This is a genomic window from Planococcus sp. RAB007_Raresut (assembly GCF_057369535.1).
Genome location: NZ_JBXYIF010000002.1, coordinates 134,851 through 152,680 on the forward strand (window position 1 = coordinate 134,851; position 17,830 = coordinate 152,680).

The 17,830-nt window shown below is 45.4% G+C and carries 21 protein-coding genes and 1 pseudogene; 14 read left to right on the top strand and 8 right to left on the bottom strand.

Features of this window, described 5'->3' with window-relative positions; translation table 11 throughout:
• The first annotated feature begins 11 nt into the window (after nt 1–11).
• From AC2Q9J_RS04530 to AC2Q9J_RS04545, 4 genes are all read left to right on the top strand, one after another.
• A complete protein-coding gene (locus tag AC2Q9J_RS04530; RefSeq protein WP_499037581.1) occupies nt 12–488 on the top strand; it encodes a GNAT family N-acetyltransferase in 477 nt (158 codons plus the stop codon).
• The gene (locus tag AC2Q9J_RS04535) at nt 489–1,007 is read left to right on the top strand and encodes a DinB family protein (protein WP_499037583.1); all 519 of its coding nucleotides are present in this window, start codon (nt 489–491) and stop codon (nt 1,005–1,007) included.
• Between the two features lie 59 nt (nt 1,008–1,066).
• Nucleotides 1,067–1,306, top strand: coding sequence for a hypothetical protein (locus tag AC2Q9J_RS04540; protein WP_499037585.1), 240 nt, complete (start codon nt 1,067–1,069; stop codon nt 1,304–1,306).
• Nucleotides 1,307–1,395: 89 nt separating this feature from the next.
• Nucleotides 1,396–1,944: a GNAT family N-acetyltransferase gene (locus AC2Q9J_RS04545; RefSeq protein WP_499037587.1), complete on the top strand. Its 549-nt coding sequence runs from the start codon at nt 1,396–1,398 to the stop codon at nt 1,942–1,944.
• 382 nt (nt 1,945–2,326) lie between these two features.
• Here AC2Q9J_RS04545 and AC2Q9J_RS04550 read toward each other — a convergent pair whose 3' ends face one another.
• The 3 genes from AC2Q9J_RS04550 to AC2Q9J_RS04560 all read right to left on the bottom strand — a co-directional run bounded on the left by AC2Q9J_RS04550 (nt 2,327) and on the right by AC2Q9J_RS04560 (nt 4,069).
• A complete protein-coding gene (locus tag AC2Q9J_RS04550; RefSeq protein ID WP_499037589.1) occupies nt 2,327–2,743 on the bottom strand; it encodes an NUDIX domain-containing protein in 417 nt (138 codons plus the stop codon).
• Between the two features lie 87 nt (nt 2,744–2,830).
• Entirely contained in the window at nt 2,831–3,391 is a 561-nt protein-coding gene (locus AC2Q9J_RS04555) for a peroxiredoxin family protein (RefSeq protein WP_499037591.1), read from the bottom strand.
• A gap of 18 nt (nt 3,392–3,409) precedes the next feature.
• Nucleotides 3,410–4,069, bottom strand: a complete 660-nt coding sequence (locus AC2Q9J_RS04560; protein WP_499037593.1) for a hypothetical protein — start codon at nt 4,067–4,069, stop codon at nt 3,410–3,412.
• 341 nt (nt 4,070–4,410) lie between these two features.
• On the opposite strand from AC2Q9J_RS04560, the gene panB reads away from it, so the two are divergent.
• On the top strand, nt 4,411–5,247 hold the full coding sequence (gene panB, locus AC2Q9J_RS04565) for a 3-methyl-2-oxobutanoate hydroxymethyltransferase (protein WP_499037595.1): 837 nt from the start codon (nt 4,411–4,413) through the stop codon (nt 5,245–5,247).
• A gap of 81 nt (nt 5,248–5,328) precedes the next feature.
• Here the strand turns inward: panB and AC2Q9J_RS04570 are convergent, their stop codons facing one another.
• Entirely contained in the window at nt 5,329–5,736 is a 408-nt protein-coding gene (locus tag AC2Q9J_RS04570; protein WP_499037596.1) for a DUF1259 domain-containing protein, read from the bottom strand.
• A gap of 348 nt (nt 5,737–6,084) precedes the next feature.
• On the bottom strand, nt 6,085–6,558 hold the full coding sequence (locus tag AC2Q9J_RS04575) for a universal stress protein (RefSeq protein ID WP_499037598.1): 474 nt from the start codon (nt 6,556–6,558) through the stop codon (nt 6,085–6,087).
• Nucleotides 6,559–6,785: 227 nt separating this feature from the next.
• Here AC2Q9J_RS04575 and AC2Q9J_RS04580 point away from each other — a divergent pair, with 227 nt between their 5' ends.
• From AC2Q9J_RS04580 to AC2Q9J_RS04595, 4 genes are all read left to right on the top strand, one after another.
• Nucleotides 6,786–7,460 (top strand): Crp/Fnr family transcriptional regulator, encoded by a 675-nt coding sequence (locus tag AC2Q9J_RS04580; protein WP_499038258.1) that lies wholly within the window; start codon nt 6,786–6,788, stop codon nt 7,458–7,460.
• Between the two features lie 225 nt (nt 7,461–7,685).
• Complete coding sequence (locus AC2Q9J_RS04585) at nt 7,686–7,808, top strand: cytochrome C oxidase subunit II (protein WP_112221975.1); 123 nt, start codon at nt 7,686–7,688, stop codon at nt 7,806–7,808.
• A gap of 28 nt (nt 7,809–7,836) precedes the next feature.
• Nucleotides 7,837–8,304 carry a cytochrome c oxidase subunit II gene (locus AC2Q9J_RS04590; protein ID WP_499037600.1) on the top strand — a complete coding sequence of 156 codons (468 nt, stop codon included), beginning with the start codon at nt 7,837–7,839 and terminating at the stop codon, nt 8,302–8,304.
• A gap of 2 nt (nt 8,305–8,306) precedes the next feature.
• Nucleotides 8,307–9,959, top strand: coding sequence for a b(o/a)3-type cytochrome-c oxidase subunit 1 (locus tag AC2Q9J_RS04595; RefSeq protein WP_499037602.1), 1,653 nt, complete (start codon nt 8,307–8,309; stop codon nt 9,957–9,959).
• A 948-nt stretch (nt 9,960–10,907) separates the two neighbouring features.
• On the opposite strand, the gene AC2Q9J_RS04600 is transcribed toward AC2Q9J_RS04595, so the two are convergent.
• Nucleotides 10,908–12,404 (bottom strand): murein hydrolase activator EnvC family protein, encoded by a 1,497-nt coding sequence (locus AC2Q9J_RS04600; protein ID WP_499037604.1) that lies wholly within the window; start codon nt 12,402–12,404, stop codon nt 10,908–10,910.
• A gap of 636 nt (nt 12,405–13,040) precedes the next feature.
• On the opposite strand from AC2Q9J_RS04600, the pseudogene AC2Q9J_RS04605 reads away from it, so the two are divergent.
• From AC2Q9J_RS04605 to AC2Q9J_RS04625, 5 genes and pseudogenes are all read left to right on the top strand, one after another.
• Nucleotides 13,041–13,172, top strand: a pseudogene (locus AC2Q9J_RS04605) (DUF3934 family protein); the annotation flags it as partial.
• Nucleotides 13,173–13,391: 219 nt separating this feature from the next.
• Nucleotides 13,392–14,228 (top strand): nucleotidyltransferase domain-containing protein, encoded by an 837-nt coding sequence (locus tag AC2Q9J_RS04610; RefSeq protein ID WP_499037606.1) that lies wholly within the window; start codon nt 13,392–13,394, stop codon nt 14,226–14,228.
• 13 nt (nt 14,229–14,241) lie between these two features.
• Nucleotides 14,242–14,745 carry a GNAT family N-acetyltransferase gene (locus AC2Q9J_RS04615; protein WP_499037607.1) on the top strand — a complete coding sequence of 168 codons (504 nt, stop codon included), beginning with the start codon at nt 14,242–14,244 and terminating at the stop codon, nt 14,743–14,745.
• 53 nt (nt 14,746–14,798) lie between these two features.
• Nucleotides 14,799–15,293 carry a hypothetical protein gene (locus AC2Q9J_RS04620; RefSeq protein WP_499037609.1) on the top strand — a complete coding sequence of 165 codons (495 nt, stop codon included), beginning with the start codon at nt 14,799–14,801 and terminating at the stop codon, nt 15,291–15,293.
• A gap of 84 nt (nt 15,294–15,377) precedes the next feature.
• Nucleotides 15,378–15,848 (top strand): hypothetical protein, encoded by a 471-nt coding sequence (locus tag AC2Q9J_RS04625; protein ID WP_499037611.1) that lies wholly within the window; start codon nt 15,378–15,380, stop codon nt 15,846–15,848.
• Nucleotides 15,849–15,883: 35 nt separating this feature from the next.
• Here the strand turns inward: AC2Q9J_RS04625 and AC2Q9J_RS04630 are convergent, their stop codons facing one another.
• Both AC2Q9J_RS04630 and AC2Q9J_RS04635 read right to left on the bottom strand, forming a co-directional pair.
• Nucleotides 15,884–16,324 carry a YybH family protein gene (locus AC2Q9J_RS04630; RefSeq protein WP_499037613.1) on the bottom strand — a complete coding sequence of 147 codons (441 nt, stop codon included), beginning with the start codon at nt 16,322–16,324 and terminating at the stop codon, nt 15,884–15,886.
• A 573-nt stretch (nt 16,325–16,897) separates the two neighbouring features.
• Nucleotides 16,898–17,830: a cation diffusion facilitator family transporter gene (locus tag AC2Q9J_RS04635; RefSeq protein ID WP_499037615.1), complete on the bottom strand. Its 933-nt coding sequence runs from the start codon at nt 17,828–17,830 to the stop codon at nt 16,898–16,900.

Genomic DNA, 17,830 nt, shown 5'->3' on the forward strand with positions numbered 1-17,830 from the left:
AGGCGGGACAGATGAGAATTACATTGCAGGAGGCAATAGAATCAGATGCTGCAGCTATACACGAATTGCAATTGTCTGCGTTTGCGCCCTTGTTAAAAAAATACAGGGATCACGGTACCAGCCCTGCAACAGAGCCGCTGGACAAAACAATCACCCGAATAAAAAATCCGAACAGCCATTATTATATGATACTGGCTGATGAAGAACTGGCCGGCGCCATTAACATTGTACGCAAAGAAATAAATGGCAGCTTGTGGATCAGCCCGATTTTCATTGGACCAGGCCATCAAAGGAAAGGCATCGCGCAAACAGCCATGTTGATGGGGGAGCAGAAATTTGCCGACGACAAAGTGTGGGAACTTTCGACGCTCGCTGAAGAAACGGGGAATTGCTGTTTGTATGAAAAGCTTGGATATCAGCGGACCGGCAAGGAGCAAAAGATTAATGAACGGGCCACATTGATTTATTACAAAAAGGAGCTGAATTAGATGATCGATTATGTCATCAAAGCGCCGAAAGGCTATCCGGACAAAATTGGCGAACTGGTATCAATGCTTGAACACGCACGCGCCGTTACGCTTTGGGAAATCGGTGGATTGAACCAAAAGGAACTGGACCATTTACAGACGCGCCACAGCAACTCAATCGGTGCGCTGCTGATGCATATCGCTGCAATAGAAAAAGTGCATCAGGTGATATCGTTCGAGAAACGTGATTTTACTGAAGAGGAAATGGCGTACTGGGGATCTGCAGTCGATCTTGGGGACGAGGGGCGGCGTGATATTAAGGATCAGCCAGTGGAATACTACCTGGAAGAATTGGCGGAAGTTCGAAAAGATACATTGAAACAACTTAAGTTGAAGGACGAAACCTGGCTTTTTGAAGAGAACACATGGCCAAACGGTGTCGCCTACAACAATTATTACCTGTGGTTTCATGTCCTGGAAGATGAAATCAGCCACCGGGGGCAGATTCGGATGCTGAAACGGGAAATGAAGCATCGTTAAGGTTTAAACAATAACGTATATGTAGTGTTTTTGGAAAAGAGAGATAGGGGGATTTGGGAATGAAACTGTTCACGGCTATACTGTTAAGCACGATTCTTGGCTATTTATTATTGTTTTTCGGCCCTTTTGTCGGAGGCCTGCTGGCATTTGGAATTATCCTTGGCATCTTGATAAGAGGACTTATGCTATTGAATGAGATTCATAAAATCATGACTGGCAAGAAGCCAAAACAATCAGCGCTCGATGAGTATCTGGAACAAAGAAACAAAAAAGAAAACGCAGCCGGGTTTAAAATGTGAGGAAAGTGGAGTAATCGATTTTAGGGCGTAACGGGATAGGGTAGAGTATCAGTAAAGAGCTGAAATTACTGAAGAGGAAGTGGACCTCAATGATTACGTTACGCTATTTCGAACAGGAAGATTTTAAGCAATTGATCGACTGGGTTGAGACGCCGGAGTTCATGCTTCAATGGGCGGGACCGAGTTTCGTCTATCCGTTGAATGACTTTCAATTGAAAGAGTATTTGAAAGACGCGAATAAAGAGAATTCATCCTCCTATATCTATAGTGTGATTGACGCCGAAACACAAAAGCTGGTTGGCCATGTTTCCTTGTCCCGCATTGACGGGAATAACCGATCGGCGCGGATTGGACGTGTCATCTTAGGCGACCCGAACACAAAAGGAAAAGGGCTATGCTGCCAAATGATCCAGCAAGTGCTGGAAATCGCTTTTGATGATCTCAAACTGCACCGTGTTACGCTCGGGGTCTTTGATTTCAATAAAGCCGCTATCGCCTGCTATGAAAAAGCCGGCTTTCAAAAAGAAGGGCTGATGCGCGATCATCAAAAGTTTGGCGATGATTATTGGAGTCTTTGGGAAATGGGGATATTGGAAGACGAATGGCGGGAAATTAAAGAAGGAAAGCCGAAGCCATGAGGTGGCTTCGGCTTTTTCTCTATACTTAAACAGCTGAAATTTCCTGAACGCCGATATAATCATCTGAACGCCGATATAATTTCCTGAACGCCGATATAATCATCTGAACGCCGATATAATTTCCTGAGCGCCGATATAATCATCTGAACGCTGATATAATTTCCTGAGCGCCGATATAATCATCTGAACGCCGATATAATTTCCTGAACATCGATAAACGCTTCATCAATGTCGAAAACGGGATGTTATATAAAGCAATCTGCTTCATGCCACGACCGAATTACTTATAACGATCAAATTTATACGAATTTGCCTTCTAACAGATGACATTCCCAAATTTTTTAAGCAAATCCTAAAGCAATTACTCACCTTGCAACATCTTTTACAGCATCTTATCCGCCAGGCCGATATTCACCTTCAGGTAATCCGGCAGCTCCTTATGTGCAAGAATTTCATCAGTGGTCATCCATAAAACCTCATCAACTTCATCGGCACTTTTGGCAAAAGGCTCGCCAGTCCGGTGACGGCATATGAAGACGATATCAATGACGTTCACTCCTGAATCCGTCACAAACGAAGAGCTGTTTACATATTTAAGGCCAGAAACTTTACAGCCGACTTCTTCGAAGATTTCCCGTTCCAGGGTTCTTTCAAGAATATCAGATGAAAATCCTTCGATGTCACATTGTCCGCCCACAAGTGACAGGCTGCCGCCGGCATGTTCTTCTTTTTCACTCCTGCGGATCAACAGCCATTTGCCATTCCGATGGATGGCGCCTTCCACATTCACTGCAAACATAAAAATAACCCCTTTTATCTCTAATTATCTAAGCTGAGTCACTCATAACCCACAATATTTCCCGGGAAATATACTCCCATAAAGAATTTAATTCATTTTCTCATATTCCTGTATCATTACATTATAATTCATAGCGCCGTAAGCGATATGGCTGATTTTTCCTTCTGCATCAACCATGTATGACGTTGGGTAAGCCTTAACGTTATAAGCTGAAGAAATCTCGCCTTCCGCATCCATTAGAACGGGGAAAGTTAAACCCATCTCTTCAACAAAAGATGCAACACCGTCTTCGCTTTTTTCCGTGTCGGTCAAGTTAATGGCCAGTATTTCGATATCTTTATTGTCGTAAAGTTTCTGCATATCGGGCATTTCAGCGCGGCATGGCGGGCACCAGGTAGCCCAGAAATTGATGAATACCGGTTTGCCGCGAAAATCCGAAAGCCTTGCTTGTTCACCGCTCAGTGTTTCGAGCGTGAAATCGGGTGCAGTCTGACCGACAGCGAGACCCACATCAGCTGATTCGCCGGAAGTAACGGAAGAAGCAGTATCACTGTGCTGGTTCGCGGAATCGTTGCCGGACATGGTGAAATCGTAAATGGCCCATGCCAGCATGGCGCCAATTATTATGAAGAATAAAGCTTTTTTCATGAGGATGCCTCCAAAAGTTTAATTTGATTCGGATTCAAGTTGATCTGAAGGGCCATTGATAAGCAGCCCGAAACATGCGGCAAGAAACAGTGCCAGGAACCAAGGTTCCACGATGTAGCCAAAAATCGAAAGATACGGCAGCATAAAATTGATTGTAAAAAAGGCGACGGCCGCTGCCGCAAGCACGATGCTGATTTGATTCAGCGGCTTCATCCGCCCTTGCAGCACATGGAATAACACCAATAAAAGGCCGAAGACGACCAGGTAAGGAAGGGAAAAAGGATTTTCACGCCATGTCATCTGGATGAATTCATAGACAAATGAAGCCGCCAAAAAGATTTGCAGAAACGAATGCGCCAGACGGCCGCCGGCTATTTTTCCTTGTTTAGCTTTAAAGTAGACCAGGATTCCAGTAAAAAGCATTGCCAGATAAAAAGCTTCCGAATTGCTCGGATAGGCGAGCACTGCAAGCGGATCCTGAACGAATAAAGGCAAGTTCAAAAGGATTTTCGCGAGCCACAGAAACAGCACGAAGTTAATCAGCTGCGAAGTGATTTCGCTGATTTGCTGTTTTCGCTGTTCTTTCGTAAGATTGCTCATCAGATAGAAAGCCAGGAAAGCAAGGGCAAAGCTGATTCCGATGATGAGAATGACGGTTAATTTGCTGATGATTGCCATAAGAACCTCCAAAAATAATAACTATCATATACTATACAGGGTATATGAAAAAGTTTAATCAAATCTGCTTAGAAAGTAAGTTGGCTTCACCATGATTTCATTTCCATATTAAGCGGGAAATATTGTCAGACTATTGCAGCTTCTGCTATAGTGTGAGGGAGGGCGGTATCCATAGGGAACTGCACCGGCAACCCAATCGCACATCCATAATAACATTCTGCCTTGATCAATTTATGACAGGGACGGAGGAAACCAGCCGATGAAAATCCTGTCCTTCTGACCAATTCTGGAACAGAGGGCTTTTTATGTCCGGTTTTCTCCCTGAAAAGGAGAGAAAAATGATGAAGAACACAGCTACATTTACAAAGATGAAAAAAGAAGGCGAGAAAATCGCCATGCTGACAGCTTACGACTACCCGTCTGCTAAAATTGCGGAAGAAGCCGGCATGGATATTATCCTGGTCGGAGATTCACTTGGAATGGTCGTTCTTGGCTATGACTCTACAGTCAAAGTGACGATCGATGATATGATTCATCACGGGAAAGCGGCTCGCCGCGGGGCGCAGGCTACGTTTTTGGTGGTCGACATGCCATTTGCTTCATTCCATGGAGATATCGACCGCACATTGCAGAACGCTGTCCGCATTTTTCAGGAGACAGGCGCGGAGGCGCTGAAGCTTGAGGGGGCGGACGAAGTCACTGATGTTACCAGATTGCTGACGCGCACCGGCATTCCCGTGGTGGCGCATCTGGGTTTATTGCCGCAGACGGCCGGGGTGCTGGGTGGCTTTAAAGTGCAGGGGAAGACGGCTGACGCGGCCAAAAAGCTGATTGAAGATGCGAAGGCCTGTGAAGCGGCGGGAGCGTTTATGCTGGTGCTGGAGTGCATTCCGTATCAATTGGCCAAAGAAGTGACGGAAGCCGTATCGATTCCGGTCATCGGCATTGGGGCCGGGAGCGAAACGGACGGCCAGGTGCTTGTATACCATGACACTGTGAAATACGGCTCGCACCATCTGCCGAAATTTGTCCGTTCGTATGCGGAAGCGGGGGATGTCATGAAAAATGGACTGAGCGCTTATGTAAGTGAAGTGAAGTCCGGCGCTTTCCCGGCTGAAGAACACCGTTTCACGATGAAAGAAGACGAGCTCCAGCAATTATATGGCGGCAAAGCCTGAAGACGCATAAAATCCGGATTCCTGTAAGAGGAATCCGGATTTTTCAAATTATTTTTATCGGCATTCTTAGTGTTTTCGTAATCAGCTTATGGATTCCAGCGGCTCCAACGCTTTTAAGGAAGCAGCAAGACGTTTGGCAAAGTCTTTGGGGCATTCCACCGATTCCATGTAAAGGCAGACGATATTCGGATTGGTTTCGCAATGCTGTCTGAAATTGACCGGCAATGGTATATGGTAACTGGACCAGGCGGCAGTGAAAGGCTGCAATTCTTCCGGCAATAAAAGAATTTCTCCTGTATTTAAGGCGTGGCCATTATTTTTTAAGTTTTTAAATGAGATATCCAATTCCAATATACAGGAAAAATTATTCTGATCGGTGTGGATATTCAACCGTCTTTTCATTTTGACGAAGCATGTCTCTCCAGAAATTTCAATCTCCGCATCCAGCAGGGACGCAACTGCGTCTGCTGTTTCTTGTAACCGATTCATGATGTTCACTCCTTCCAAATTTTATCCCCATTAAACTCACTAAAAAACGCCCAAAAGAATCCTATGATCCTTTTCGGCGTTGTCAGCAGCACAAATGTCTGTGTCATCCTGTCCGAAGCCCGCTGTTATATGGTTGATCTATCGCAAATAGGAATATGTACAGTAAGCCGAAACGCAAATTGTTTTCGGGTCTTTACTTCTATTGCCATTTTCTTCATGTAATTAAACCTAAGGGCAGAAAATAGGTTCGATTGTCACATTTTTTAAAACGGCAATCATCTGTCTGAAATTAATAAAACCGTTTCCTCTGCGTCAGGAAACGGCTATGGTTTTAACAATATTCCTGTTTTATTCGGGGACCTGCTCTTGCATCGCGGCGTCTTCTTCAGTCCGGACAACAAGGACGTCGCATTTCGCATAGCGGACAATGCTTTGGGAAATGCTGCCCATGATGATGCGTTCAGCACCGGTCAGACCGGTGGCTCCGCAGATGATCAAATCGGCACCGGTCCGTTCAGCTATTTCCTTCGGAATGACAGATTTGACGACACCGTATTCGACAATAACGTTTACGGTTTGGACGCCTGCTGCTTCCGCTTCTTGTTTATGCTTCTCCAAGAGTTCCCGAGCTTCGATCTTCGCGTGTTTCGCACTATTTTTGTCATATGCTTCTACCATGCCGAATGAACGGTTGTCGATAATATTGACTAAGTTCAATACAGCATTATTGCGCAAAGCGATACCAACCGCTTTTTTAAAAGCCCATTTCGCCTGTTTTGAACCGTCAAGGGCTACCAGTATGTGAGAATATTTGAGAGTCATCGCCGTCTCCTCCTTAAATCTCTAGTCAATAACCAATTCTCTGCACCAAATGAATCTTCCTGCTTTTCTGCGATAAATAGTTATTACATTACCTGCAAAAATGATTTTATTTTAAAAGGAAATAAACGCAAAATTTTTGCGTCAAAAAACTATTATTATGATATTCTTAATCTAAGATATTGAAGGAAAGTTGGAGTAATTTGGATAAAACAAACACGGAATTCGGAATACATGAAGCATTGCTGGGAAATGGCGCAATCCGCCACACCAGCAGAAAATATTCCAAGGGAAGCTACCTGTTCCGGGAAGGTGATCCGATTAGAGGAGTTTACCTGGTGAAATCCGGGAAAGTCCAAATTGGAAAGGTGACGCCTGAAGGCCGGGAGCTGACTTTGAAGATCTGCGGAGTAGATCAGATGGTCGGAGAAATCACGGTATTTTCCGGGCCTTCCAAATACCGGCTGGATGCCAAAGCGGTCGAAGATACCGAATGCCTCAAGATTACGATAGAAGATCTCGAAGAAGCATTGCAGCGGGATCATGAACTGGCCATGGCATTTATGCGCTGGACAGGAATCGATCAGCAAAAGACCCAGACGAAATTCCGCGATCTTTTGCTGCACGGCAAAAAAGGTGCGCTCTACTCAACGCTGATCCGCCTCAGCAACAGCTACGGCGTAAGCCATCCGGAAGGGGTCCTCATCGATATGGTGCTGACCAATCAGGAGCTGGCCAATTTCTGCGGCATGACGCGCGAAGTGGTGAACCGGATGCTGAGCGACTTGAAGAAAGACCGTGTCGTCTCCATGAAAGATGGCAAACTTATCATCCACCAGATTCCAAGACTGAAAGATGAGATCAATTGTGAAGAATGCCCGATTTATTTATGCAAAATCGACTGAGAAGCTGAACCGGAGACGGGGAAGCTTCTTTTTTTTTGCGGGAAATTTTTGATTGCGTGCGTTCAGGTACATCGGTCGGCTGCCGCGTGACTTTCCACCAATTTTTTGTCCGAAATTTGACAGCTTCATTAAAAAACTGTCCAGGTGTGATATTTATCACAATGCCTCGGAGCGGAAAAGCATAAGCTGACAATATAGAACGAATGACGTAAGAGGTGAAAATAAATGAGCAAAAATAATGAGCACGATGGATTGGATCTACGGGGGACACTGGCCAGTGTAATGGTTGTGGGTGTCATCATCGTCGTGATGTGGGTTGTTGTTTATATGATGTATTTGGGCAGATAGAGATAGAACTAGAGGGGAGAAAATTTTAATGCATTTTCATAAGTTTGAAAAGATTTGGCTGATTTTTGGAATAATATCTTTAATTGTATTCTTAAGCGTTGTTGGCGTTACCGCCTTTTCGCATGACCACCATCCGGCAGGCGGGATGGACACAATAGATCCGAAGAAAGTCGATCAGACAGCGCCTTTTGATAACCCTGGCGTGACGCAGATCGATGACGACACATATCAGGTGGCGATTGTCGCCAGCGCGTTCAGTTATGCGCCGCTTGAACTGAGAGTGCCTGCAGGCAAAGAAATTTTATTTAAAGTGACAAGCAAGGACGTCGTCCACAGTTTCACGATCGACGACACGAAAGTGAACATGATGGTCGTTCCGGGCCAGATTACGACACGTGCCTATACTTTCGACAAACCCGGCAAGTATTTGATTCTCTGCAATGAATACTGCGGAACGGGCCACCATTTTATGTTTACAGAAATTGAGGTGTACTAAGCATGATCGCTTTGCAAGATCGTAAATTAGCATTATGGTATATCGGCGTTGCCTACATTGCCTTCCTTATTGGAACACTGATGGGGCTGCTGCAAGTCTTTATCCGAAACGATAAACTTCAATTGCCGGCATGGCTTGATTATTATCAAATTTTAACGGCACACGGCGTGCTGCTCGCACTTATATATACAACTTTCTTCATCTTCGCATTCTTTGTAACAGGCATGAGCAAGAGCCTTGGAACATTCGGGCCGAAAGTAAGACTCGTTTCCTGGATCGGTTTTTGGGTGACGCTAATCGGGACGGTACTGGCGACTGCCATGATCGTCGCTGGTGAAGCATCCGTGCTTTACACTTTCTACGCACCGCTTATGGCAAGCGGCTGGTACTACGTCGGCCTTGCGCTATTCGTAGTCGGCACGTGGATCTCAAGCTTTGCATTGATCGGCCATTACCGCGTTTGGCGCAAAAATAATAAAGGTGAATTGAGCCCGTTATTCGCATTCATGACAATCACAACCATTGTACTTTGGCTGATCGCTTGTCTGGGTGTTGTCGCAACCGTATTGTTCCAATACATTCCGTGGGCATTCGGCTGGACGGATACGATCAATGTTGAATTAAGCCGGTCGTTGTTCTGGTATTTCGGACACCCACTCGTGTATTTCTGGCTGTTGCCGGCATACATCGCCTGGTATGTGATCGTACCGAAAATCCTGGGCGTCAAAGTTTTCAGTGATTCATTAGCCCGTCTGGCATTTGTACTATTCATCCTGTTCTCGATTCCGGTCGGTTTCCACCACCAATTAACAGAGCCGGGCATCTCGAACTTCTGGAAATTCCTGCAGGTCGTCTTAACGTTCATGGTTATCATCCCATCACTTATGACTGCCTTCACAATGTTCGCGAACTTTGAAATTTCAGGACGCAAAAAAGGCGCGACTGGCCTGTTTGGCTGGTTCAAGAAATTGCCTTGGAAAGATGTCCGCTTCACATCCATCTTCATCGCGATGGCATTCTTTATTCCTGGCGGAGCGGGCGGTATCATCAACGCAAGTTTCCAATTGAATGAAGTTGTCCATAACACGCTTTGGATTGTCGGACACTTCCACATCACGGTCGGTACGCCGGTCGCGATGACATTCATGGGACTCACATTCTGGCTCATCCCGTATCTGACAGGACGTAAATTCACTAAAGCCATGCAGAAGCTGGCATTCGTCCAAATCATCACCTGGTCGATCGGCATGCTGCTGATGTCGACTTCCCAGCATATTCTCGGCTTGCTCGGTGCACCGCGCCGGACGGCATTCTCGAATTACAATAACCACCCGAGCGCAATGGAATGGTTCGACGGCATCCTGACAAGCCACGTAACAATGGCAGTCGGAGGAAGCATCCTGTTCCTGTCCGCCATGATCTTAATCTATATCGTCGTCATGTCGATGTTCCTGTCACCGAAAGCATTGAAAGTGGAAGACCAGGTCGAATTCCCGATGGCCGAAAGCGACAAGACGCATACGCCGAAATGGCTTGAAAACTGGTGGATCTGGATCGGCATCGCTTTTGCCCTGATCATCATCGCCTACGCGATTCCGCTTTCTTCCATGATCATGCATGCACCACCTGGTTCAGAAGGATTCAAAACTTGGTAGGAGTTGAATAATTATGTTCACAATGGTCATATCCATGATGCTGATTTTCATTCTCTTCACAGCAATATTCGTCGAAACAAGCGTTTCTGACGAGGAATAAAGAGAAATATTGGAGTTATAAGAGCCAGCTGTCTGCGGACAGCTGGCTTTTGTGTGTGTGGCTTTGGATTTTAACGGAAATGGGGGTAAAAGATATGTGTTTTTAAAGAAGGATAGCCTGGGGGAGAGGATTCTTGCTGCATCTTGGCGGTTATGTGCGGTGAGCCGATTTTATGTGCGCAGAACAGGATTTGTGTGCGGAAATGAAGTTTTATGTGCGGTGGCAGGTAAATATGTGCGCAGTGCTAATTTCACGAGATTTTCACCAATTATATGTACTCTGAATTTCGGCCTCTCTCAGATTCCAGATCCGCCACACCCAAAACCCAAGAACAACAGCGGATGTTTTTCGCCGCGCGAAAAACTCCAATCCCTTAAAGGAAGGCTTCGCGTCCGCGAAGCCTTTTTCATCTCAAAATGCTTGTGATAAGAAGGAGATGCTGGGTGGGAGCATGGAGGTGTTAGAAAACGGCCTTTTTCCACTGGAGCCGGCAGATTATCTGATGATTGATTGCAATTGCTCAAAACGCATCCGCTTAAGTACTAGTTAGAGGGGGAGAAAGAAAAATTAAACTCAAAATGGTCTGCCTTCCGGTAGTTTTTGATGAAAAAATACTGTATTTCCTATTTCGAAAAATTTGTGCGCGGCAAAGCATCGGTTATGCTCAACAAAATATTTTTATGTCAAAAATAATACTATCTTGCTGCCTCCGGACTTCATTCCAATCCCTTAATGGAAGGCTTCGCAGACGCGAAGCTTCTCCCATCCAAATCCATCTCCCATCCAAATCCCACACCCAAACAAAAAAGAGCAAACACCCAAAGGTGCTTGCTCTTACTCATTCATTTTTAGTTAAAGTAGTTTAATGGGTTGACTGCGTTTGTGCGCGAGCCATTCCATGGGCCTACGTGTACTTCAAAGTGAAGGTGAGGACCACTTGAGCGGCCTGTGCTGCCCATTGCGCCGATACGGCCGCCTTGAGGAACATATGCACCTTTTCCAACAGAAATGGAATTCAAGTGAGCGTAAACTGTTGCATGTGTTTTACCGTTGATGGAATGCGTCATCATAACGACATTACCGTAAGATCCCATTGATCCTGCAAACGTTACATAACCGGCAGCTGCTGCGCTGATTGGTGTTCCAGTGCCGTTGGCGATATCAATACCGTAGTGGAACTCTCTTGCTCCAAAGATTGTGCGGTAGCCGTAAGGTGATGAAATGCGGCCTGATGCCGGACGGATAAATCCAGAACTTACTGCTGCTGGCGGTGATGAAACAACTGGTGCAGGTGCGCTTACTTTTTCTTTCGCAGCTGACTCACGTTTAGCCGCTGCTTCACGTTCGTTTGCTGCTTGGCGCTCAGCTTCGTTTTTCGCTGCTGCGCGTTCTGCTGCCGCACGTTCTTCTGCAGCTCTATCAGCCGCAGCGCGTTCTGCTGCTGCTTTCTCTGCTGCCGCTTTTTCAGCCGCAGCACGTTCAGCCGCTGCTTTTTCAGCTGCCGCGCGCTCTGCCGCTAACTTAGCCTGGCGCTCTTCTTCAGCTTTACGTGCCATTTCAGCAAGACGTTCCTGCTCAGCCACGATTTGGTTTTCTAATTCAGCGCTAATTTCAATAACATCAGCATATTCTTCAGTCATTTCGCCTTTTTCGCTTTCAAGGCGTTTTTGTTCAGCTTTCAACTCTTCAGCAAGGACGCCCTGCTGTTTTTTCTGGCCGTCAAGATCGGCTTTCAAGCTTTTCAGTTCAGCGTTGCGAGCTTCCTGCTGCGCAAGTTTTGATTCGACAGAAGCTTTCTGCTCTGCCAGTAATTCTTTATCCGCTGCCTGCTCGCGCATGATTTCGCGGTCAGCGTCGATCAATGTGCTGACTGCAGAGAAACGGTCGATAAAGTCAACAAAGCTGTTGGCGCCAAGAAGGACGTCTATGTAGTCAACAGATCCGCCGCTCAACTGGATCGCGCGTGCGCGTTCCTGAAGCAATGCAGTGCGTTCTTCGATTTTGATTTTCAATTCTTCGATTGATGCTTTCAATTCTTCGATTTCAGCTTTTGTAGTATCGATTTCGGCCTGGACACTGTTGATCTTGCCTTCAGTTTCCTCGACTTTATTGTTCAATTCCTGGATTTTTCCAAGAATCGTTTCCAATGTGGATTTCGTAACTTTGATTTCTTTATCTTTTTCCTGGATGCCTGAGTTCAATTCTTCTTTTTTCTGCTCAGCTTCCTGTTGTTGCTGTTCAAGCTTGTTTAACGTATTGGCATTGACATCGGCGGTTGGCAATAAAATTGAGATGGCTAGTAATGATGAAACCCCAGACAACATCCATTTCGACTTCAAGTTCAAGTTGTTTTTCCCCTTTCGAATTTCCGGTCTCTTTCTATCGTTTCTATATATACTGTCAAATAGTTTTGTTAGATAAAATTTAAGTGCTTTATAATTGCAGCAAGTTCAGTATAACAGCTCTAAACCTAATTTATATTACAGTTGTATATCATTTTCGTCATCAATTTGGTAATTTTTATAGGTAAGAAAGCACATCTTAAGGCTGACGCCAAATAAAATCTGAAAAGCCTGTGCCAAAAGTTGCTTCTTCTTATTAAATTGTTGAAAAGTCAGATAAATAACTTGATCTAATGCAGTAATAGCAAGGGTTTCCCGTTTTATTCCAAATAAATATTCCCTGGTGAATAAAATCAAAATCGACAGGATTCCATGCGCAATAATTTCGGCCGAAAGTGCTTCTATATAGAAGGGGTAAAAATAGCAGGTACATCTTCCTGTGTTTTATTGAAATAAAACAGTAATAAAAAAAGGGTGGGACAGATTTAGATTGTCGTGAAAAGCTGAAGTGAAACTTATCTGAGGATAATGATTCTAGGAAGTATTGGAGAAATCACCCGAAATTTCTTGCGCCATATGGGCTGGTGGGTGTGCCAAACGGGCGTCTCCCGTGCTATAATGCAAGGTAGTAATGGAGTGATGGAAATGGCAAAAGAAAAGAAAAAAAGCGGCACCGGCCAGGGAACTGGCAAAAAAGGCTGGAATCGCTGGAAAGCGGGATCCAATAAAGCCAAGAGCTTTAAGCCGTACACAAGCAAAAACACCAAGAAATCCGGTGACAATAAATCAGGCGAAAAAACGGGCGAAGATGAACCCGGCTGGATTGATGGTTAATAGAAAGAATGCACAAGCTGTCCTGAAAAGGGTGGCTTTTTTTATATTCTTCTCCTTTTAACTGTGAATCTCCTTCTTTTGCACTAAAAAAGTTGATTCTGGGCAAATCGAATGGAATGATATGGATATAGACAGAAACGGCAGGAGGAGAAAGAGATGACAAAAGAAGAAAAACATTTGCAGCGTGACAGTCAATTACCCGAAGTGAGGCGCCAATTGCTGGACCGGATTCGGCAGGATCTTGAGCAGGATTCAGATGTGCTTGCAATTTATCTGGCTGGCTCCCTTGCGAAAGGGAATGCGGATAACTATTCGGACATTGATCTCCACACCATCGTGAAACCCGAAAGGCTGGAGGGTTTTATTGCAGATAAGTACGGACGCGCAGGGAATTGGGGCAATGTGCTGTTCTATGAAGGCATTGCGGCGTCGCCGGTGATTGTCAGCCATTTCGACAACTTCATAAAAGTCGATTCCTGGTACCACACCATTGAAGACATCAAACCGTCGATTTGGATGAAAGGCATGAAAATTCTCTATGATCCGCATGGCATTCTTGAGCCGACCCGTCAGCTGTCAGAAGAGGCCATCTATAAAATCACGCCCGCGGAAGTGGAATTCTGGCGCACGAAGATGCTTGCGTTCATCCATGAAACCTACCGCGCGGCCATGAGGGGCGAACCCAAATATGCGCTTGCCAATCTTGACAGCGTCCGGTGGCTCACAGCATACGGCTGGTATATGGAGATGGAACGGCATCTCGACAGCCCTTATCAGGTATGGTCAAAAATCGAAGGTCCGAGAAGCCGCTTGAATGAGGAACAGCAGAAGCGCTTGGCTGGTTGGGAAGCTGACCGTGATCCGGATAGTGTATTAACGTCGCTGGCGAGCATATCGGCGGAATTCACTAGGCTCAATAAAACATTGAGTGAGCGGGTTGGAATGGATGACAACAGTGAAGTGATGAGGCGGGCACTGGATTTGGTGCTGTAAAGGAGGAAGGGAATTGGAAATACGCAAAATGAGCCATGACGATCTCGACGTGATGACGAAGTGGTTGAACACTATGGAAGTCCTGGAATTTTTCGGAGATCCCGAAGTGCCGCCGAGTGTCAGGCAAATTCACGAAAAATATGCCCCTCGAATTAACGGCTTGGTTGCAGTAGAACCATATATCGTCGAAACAAGAGGCGAACCGTTCGCTTTCATGCAATGTTACCGGTTAACGGATGAAGATTATAAAAGCTTTGGCTATTCTATAGAAGAAACTATTTATGGCATCGACCAGTTTATCGGTGAACCGGAACTTTTTGGCCAAGGTTACGGCACACGAATGGTGACCGAATTTCTGAGCTTTATTTTTAATGAAAAAGGAGCAGATGCTGTCGTTGTCGACCCTGAATTGATCAATCCGCGTGCCATTCGCTGTTACGAAAAATGCGGCTTTCAAAAGATAAAGCAAATTGACGGCGACCGTAAATGGCTCATGGAGATTACACGCGCGCGTTAAGTTGAAACCTTACAAGTGTGAGATACGACTACTGGTGCAAAGGGGATGACTAGATGAGGGAGAAGTTTAAAATTATTGCCGGCTTTATTATTGTTGCGCTCCTGCTTTATGGCTGTGGAACTGCTGACAAGCAAACAGGCGACCAAGCCGATCAGTCGGAACCCATTCATGCACAATCCCAAACACCGCCGCCTCTTGAACTGAAAATCGGCGACGACACCTTCCAGACATACCGGGGAGGCTACAGCTGGAGCTATTATGACTTGGAAGAGAAATCGATGGCGGGGATCGAAGCGGAATCGATTCCGCCGCACGAAATGATAAGCACGAACAACGCACGGAAAGTCGACCGCCATGCGGATGTCACGCTGGAGTTCGGCGAACCGCCGCTGTCCTATCAACTATTTGTCTGGGACGAAGCGGGCAACCGCACTGCATATCCCGTTGCATTCGGTCTGTCTGAGCATGAAGGCCCGACGCTTTTCGAGATCTTTGCGCACTGGGAGCAGGGACAGGCGAGTTATGTGTTTGCTTTGGATGTGGAGTGAACGACTGTCTATAGATGAAGAGGAGGGTTCTTTCTGAAGCGAGGAAAAGAATACCAGTTATCCTTATTGCCGATGGGAATTTTTTTGGTATCAGGGCTATTAATTCTGTTAATGTGTATTCTGGCTATAGCAGAAGCAGCGCAAGAAAGCCTGTGGCAAACGATTAAATTTATCGGATTAACCCTTGTATTTCCCACTCCTTTCATAGCGTATCCTATTTATCTCTGGAGAAAAAGGAAAGTCGGAAAGACTTTTTATTGGGATGAGGAAGGCGTCATCATCGATTTGCGAGGCGATAAAGTTTACTGGGGTGAAATAGAAGACATTCGATTTTTTCAGAGTTATTATATCTGGTTTTCCAAATCTACAGTCATTTATCCCCATTACACCCACCATGAAAAAATAAGGGAAAGACGGAAGAAATGGATGCCGACGCCTAGTCATTCAATTGCCTGGATCTTGATCGAAAATCCGAAAGACTACCATGAAAATGTCCTGCAGGCATGGGAAGAAAAGCAAAAGGTGTATAAGGAAAAAGGGGTTATACAGAAATAGAAAAATAAAAGGGACTGCCGCAGCAATCCCTTTTTTTATTTCGCATCGAAAATCCCTTTACCCGTATCCATGTCGATGGGCAGCGATGAATGCTCATGGACGATGCTCCAGGATTCATCGGCCTTTTTCAAGCCAAAGGTGAACCGGTTGGTCATTTGGCGCAGTGTCTCATACGAATCTTCATCGTGGCCAGCAAAGGTTACCGCGCAATGCACGAATGCCGTTGTTGCATCTTCTTCGATTACGACGTCATTAAAATCTACTTTGAGCAAAATGTTTTCGTTGCCCAATCCATTGAACCATTCTGCAACATTCTCTTTCCAAGCCGCAATCCCTTTACTCTCCCAATTGTTCCAGCTGTCGAAAATATGGATATCCGGATTGTAGATGGTTAGCAATCTGTCAGCATCCTGTTCGAAGATGGCTGATTTGTAAGTATCCAGTACGTCCTGAACTTCGTGAAATTTCGCCGTCATTTATGGGTTCCTCCTCTTCCGGTTTCAAACCGGTGAACGTGCTACTGCATTAATTCTATGTGGAAGTTCTTTTTCCTGCCTGGAACAGGATGGCAGATGTAATTTCCAGTTTTCCTTATCCGATATCAATGCCACAAAAGTAAACGGCCTAACAGCTGTCGATTGCAGATTCGATTTTGCACAGGAAGGAGAACTTGCCCAGGCGGATTTTTCGTATTTTTTGCAATAAAACAGCTGAATGATCATAGAATCATCTGAGTGATCATAGAATCAAAAAAGTGATCATAGAATCCGCTGAGTGATCATAGAACCCCAAAAAGTGATCATAGAATCAAAAAAGTGCTTATAGACCCCCGAATACCGCTCAAAGAATCCAGAAAGGTGAAAATTTCAGCAAGCTTCTGATGAAAAAATTGGATTGCGGTCTCTAAAGCGTCTGTAAAGTCTTCAAAAGAGGTGAAATTGAATGACTCTAAGCAAAAAGAGGAGCGGCCCTAATTTAAAATTGGGCAGCTCCTCTTTTTGAGGCGGTCTAACTTATGGCTGTGGTCATTTTCATTTAGTAATTCTAATTTAATGCCGAAGATCACGGGAATCCATACAAAGAATGGAGTCCTCATGCATATGGGCATCGGTTTCCATTTGGATGGTGACATGGTTTATCCCTTCGTGTTCAAGGTCATGCTCAATTTTTTGCACCATCTTTTCGCTTTCCGCAAGAGTGAGCTGATCGCCAACAACCACATGGCAGGACAAGGCATTCATCCCGCTGGTAATGGACCAGACGTGCAAATCATGGACGCCGAGGACGCCTTTGGTTTTATTGATTGTGTGGATGATGTTTTCAATTTTTATATTCGGCGGAGTGCCCTCCATCAGTACATGGAGCGAAGATTTGGTTACATAATAGCCGCTTCGCAGAACGAGCGCTGCAACAATGACACTCGCTGCGGGATCCGCCCAGCTCCAGCCGAAGAAAATTATGAGCAAGGCGGCAGATATGGCGCCGACCGACCCCAGCATGTCACTCAGCACATGCAGATAAGCTCCGCGCATATTCAAGTTATCTTTTGTATCTCCGCCGCGCATCATGATCCAGGCCACCAGGATATTTACCAATAAACCGAAGACGCTGATAATGAGCATACCGGTAGTGGCGACTTCCGGCGGGTTTGCAAACCGGCCGATAGCTTCGTAAAAAATGTATAGAGCCACGCCAATTAACGTCACGCCATTTATTGTCGCTGCAAGAATTTCAAACCGCTTATAGCCGTAAGTTTTGCTGTGGTTTGCGGCTTTTTCAGCCAGTTTGAATGCAATGAGGGCGATCGCCAGGGAAATGGCGTCACTCAGCATATGCCCGGCATCCGCTAAAAGCGCCAAACTATTCGTTAACAATCCGCCGATGACCTCGACAATCATGTAAGTCGTAATGATTAAAAATGAAACGAGCAAAACTTTTTTATTAGCTCCGTGTGTATGGGCATGGCTGTGATCGTGCGCCAT

Excerpts from the sequence above, each read along its gene's own strand:
- AC2Q9J_RS04530 (WP_499037581.1), top strand. The coding sequence starts at position 12 with ATGAGAATTACATTGCAGGAGGCAATAGAATCAGATGCTGCAGCTATA.
- AC2Q9J_RS04535 (WP_499037583.1), top strand. The coding sequence starts at position 489 with ATGATCGATTATGTCATCAAAGCGCCGAAAGGCTATCCGGACAAAATT.
- AC2Q9J_RS04540 (WP_499037585.1), top strand. The coding sequence starts at position 1,067 with ATGAAACTGTTCACGGCTATACTGTTAAGCACGATTCTTGGCTATTTA.
- AC2Q9J_RS04545 (WP_499037587.1), top strand. The coding sequence starts at position 1,396 with ATGATTACGTTACGCTATTTCGAACAGGAAGATTTTAAGCAATTGATC.
- AC2Q9J_RS04550 (WP_499037589.1), bottom strand. The coding sequence starts at position 2,743 with ATGTTTGCAGTGAATGTGGAAGGCGCCATCCATCGGAATGGCAAATGG.
- AC2Q9J_RS04555 (WP_499037591.1), bottom strand. The coding sequence starts at position 3,391 with ATGAAAAAAGCTTTATTCTTCATAATAATTGGCGCCATGCTGGCATGG.
- AC2Q9J_RS04560 (WP_499037593.1), bottom strand. The coding sequence starts at position 4,069 with ATGGCAATCATCAGCAAATTAACCGTCATTCTCATCATCGGAATCAGC.
- panB (WP_499037595.1), top strand. The coding sequence starts at position 4,411 with ATGAAGAACACAGCTACATTTACAAAGATGAAAAAAGAAGGCGAGAAA.
- AC2Q9J_RS04570 (WP_499037596.1), bottom strand. The coding sequence starts at position 5,736 with ATGAATCGGTTACAAGAAACAGCAGACGCAGTTGCGTCCCTGCTGGAT.
- AC2Q9J_RS04575 (WP_499037598.1), bottom strand. The coding sequence starts at position 6,558 with ATGACTCTCAAATATTCTCACATACTGGTAGCCCTTGACGGTTCAAAA.
- AC2Q9J_RS04585 (WP_112221975.1), top strand. The coding sequence starts at position 7,686 with ATGAGCAAAAATAATGAGCACGATGGATTGGATCTACGGGGGACACTG.
- AC2Q9J_RS04590 (WP_499037600.1), top strand. The coding sequence starts at position 7,837 with ATGCATTTTCATAAGTTTGAAAAGATTTGGCTGATTTTTGGAATAATA.
- AC2Q9J_RS04595 (WP_499037602.1), top strand. The coding sequence starts at position 8,307 with ATGATCGCTTTGCAAGATCGTAAATTAGCATTATGGTATATCGGCGTT.
- AC2Q9J_RS04610 (WP_499037606.1), top strand. The coding sequence starts at position 13,392 with ATGACAAAAGAAGAAAAACATTTGCAGCGTGACAGTCAATTACCCGAA.
- AC2Q9J_RS04620 (WP_499037609.1), top strand. The coding sequence starts at position 14,799 with ATGAGGGAGAAGTTTAAAATTATTGCCGGCTTTATTATTGTTGCGCTC.
- AC2Q9J_RS04630 (WP_499037613.1), bottom strand. The coding sequence starts at position 16,324 with ATGACGGCGAAATTTCACGAAGTTCAGGACGTACTGGATACTTACAAA.
- AC2Q9J_RS04635 (WP_499037615.1), bottom strand. The coding sequence starts at position 17,830 with ATGGCGCACGATCACAGCCATGCCCATACACACGGAGCTAATAAAAAA.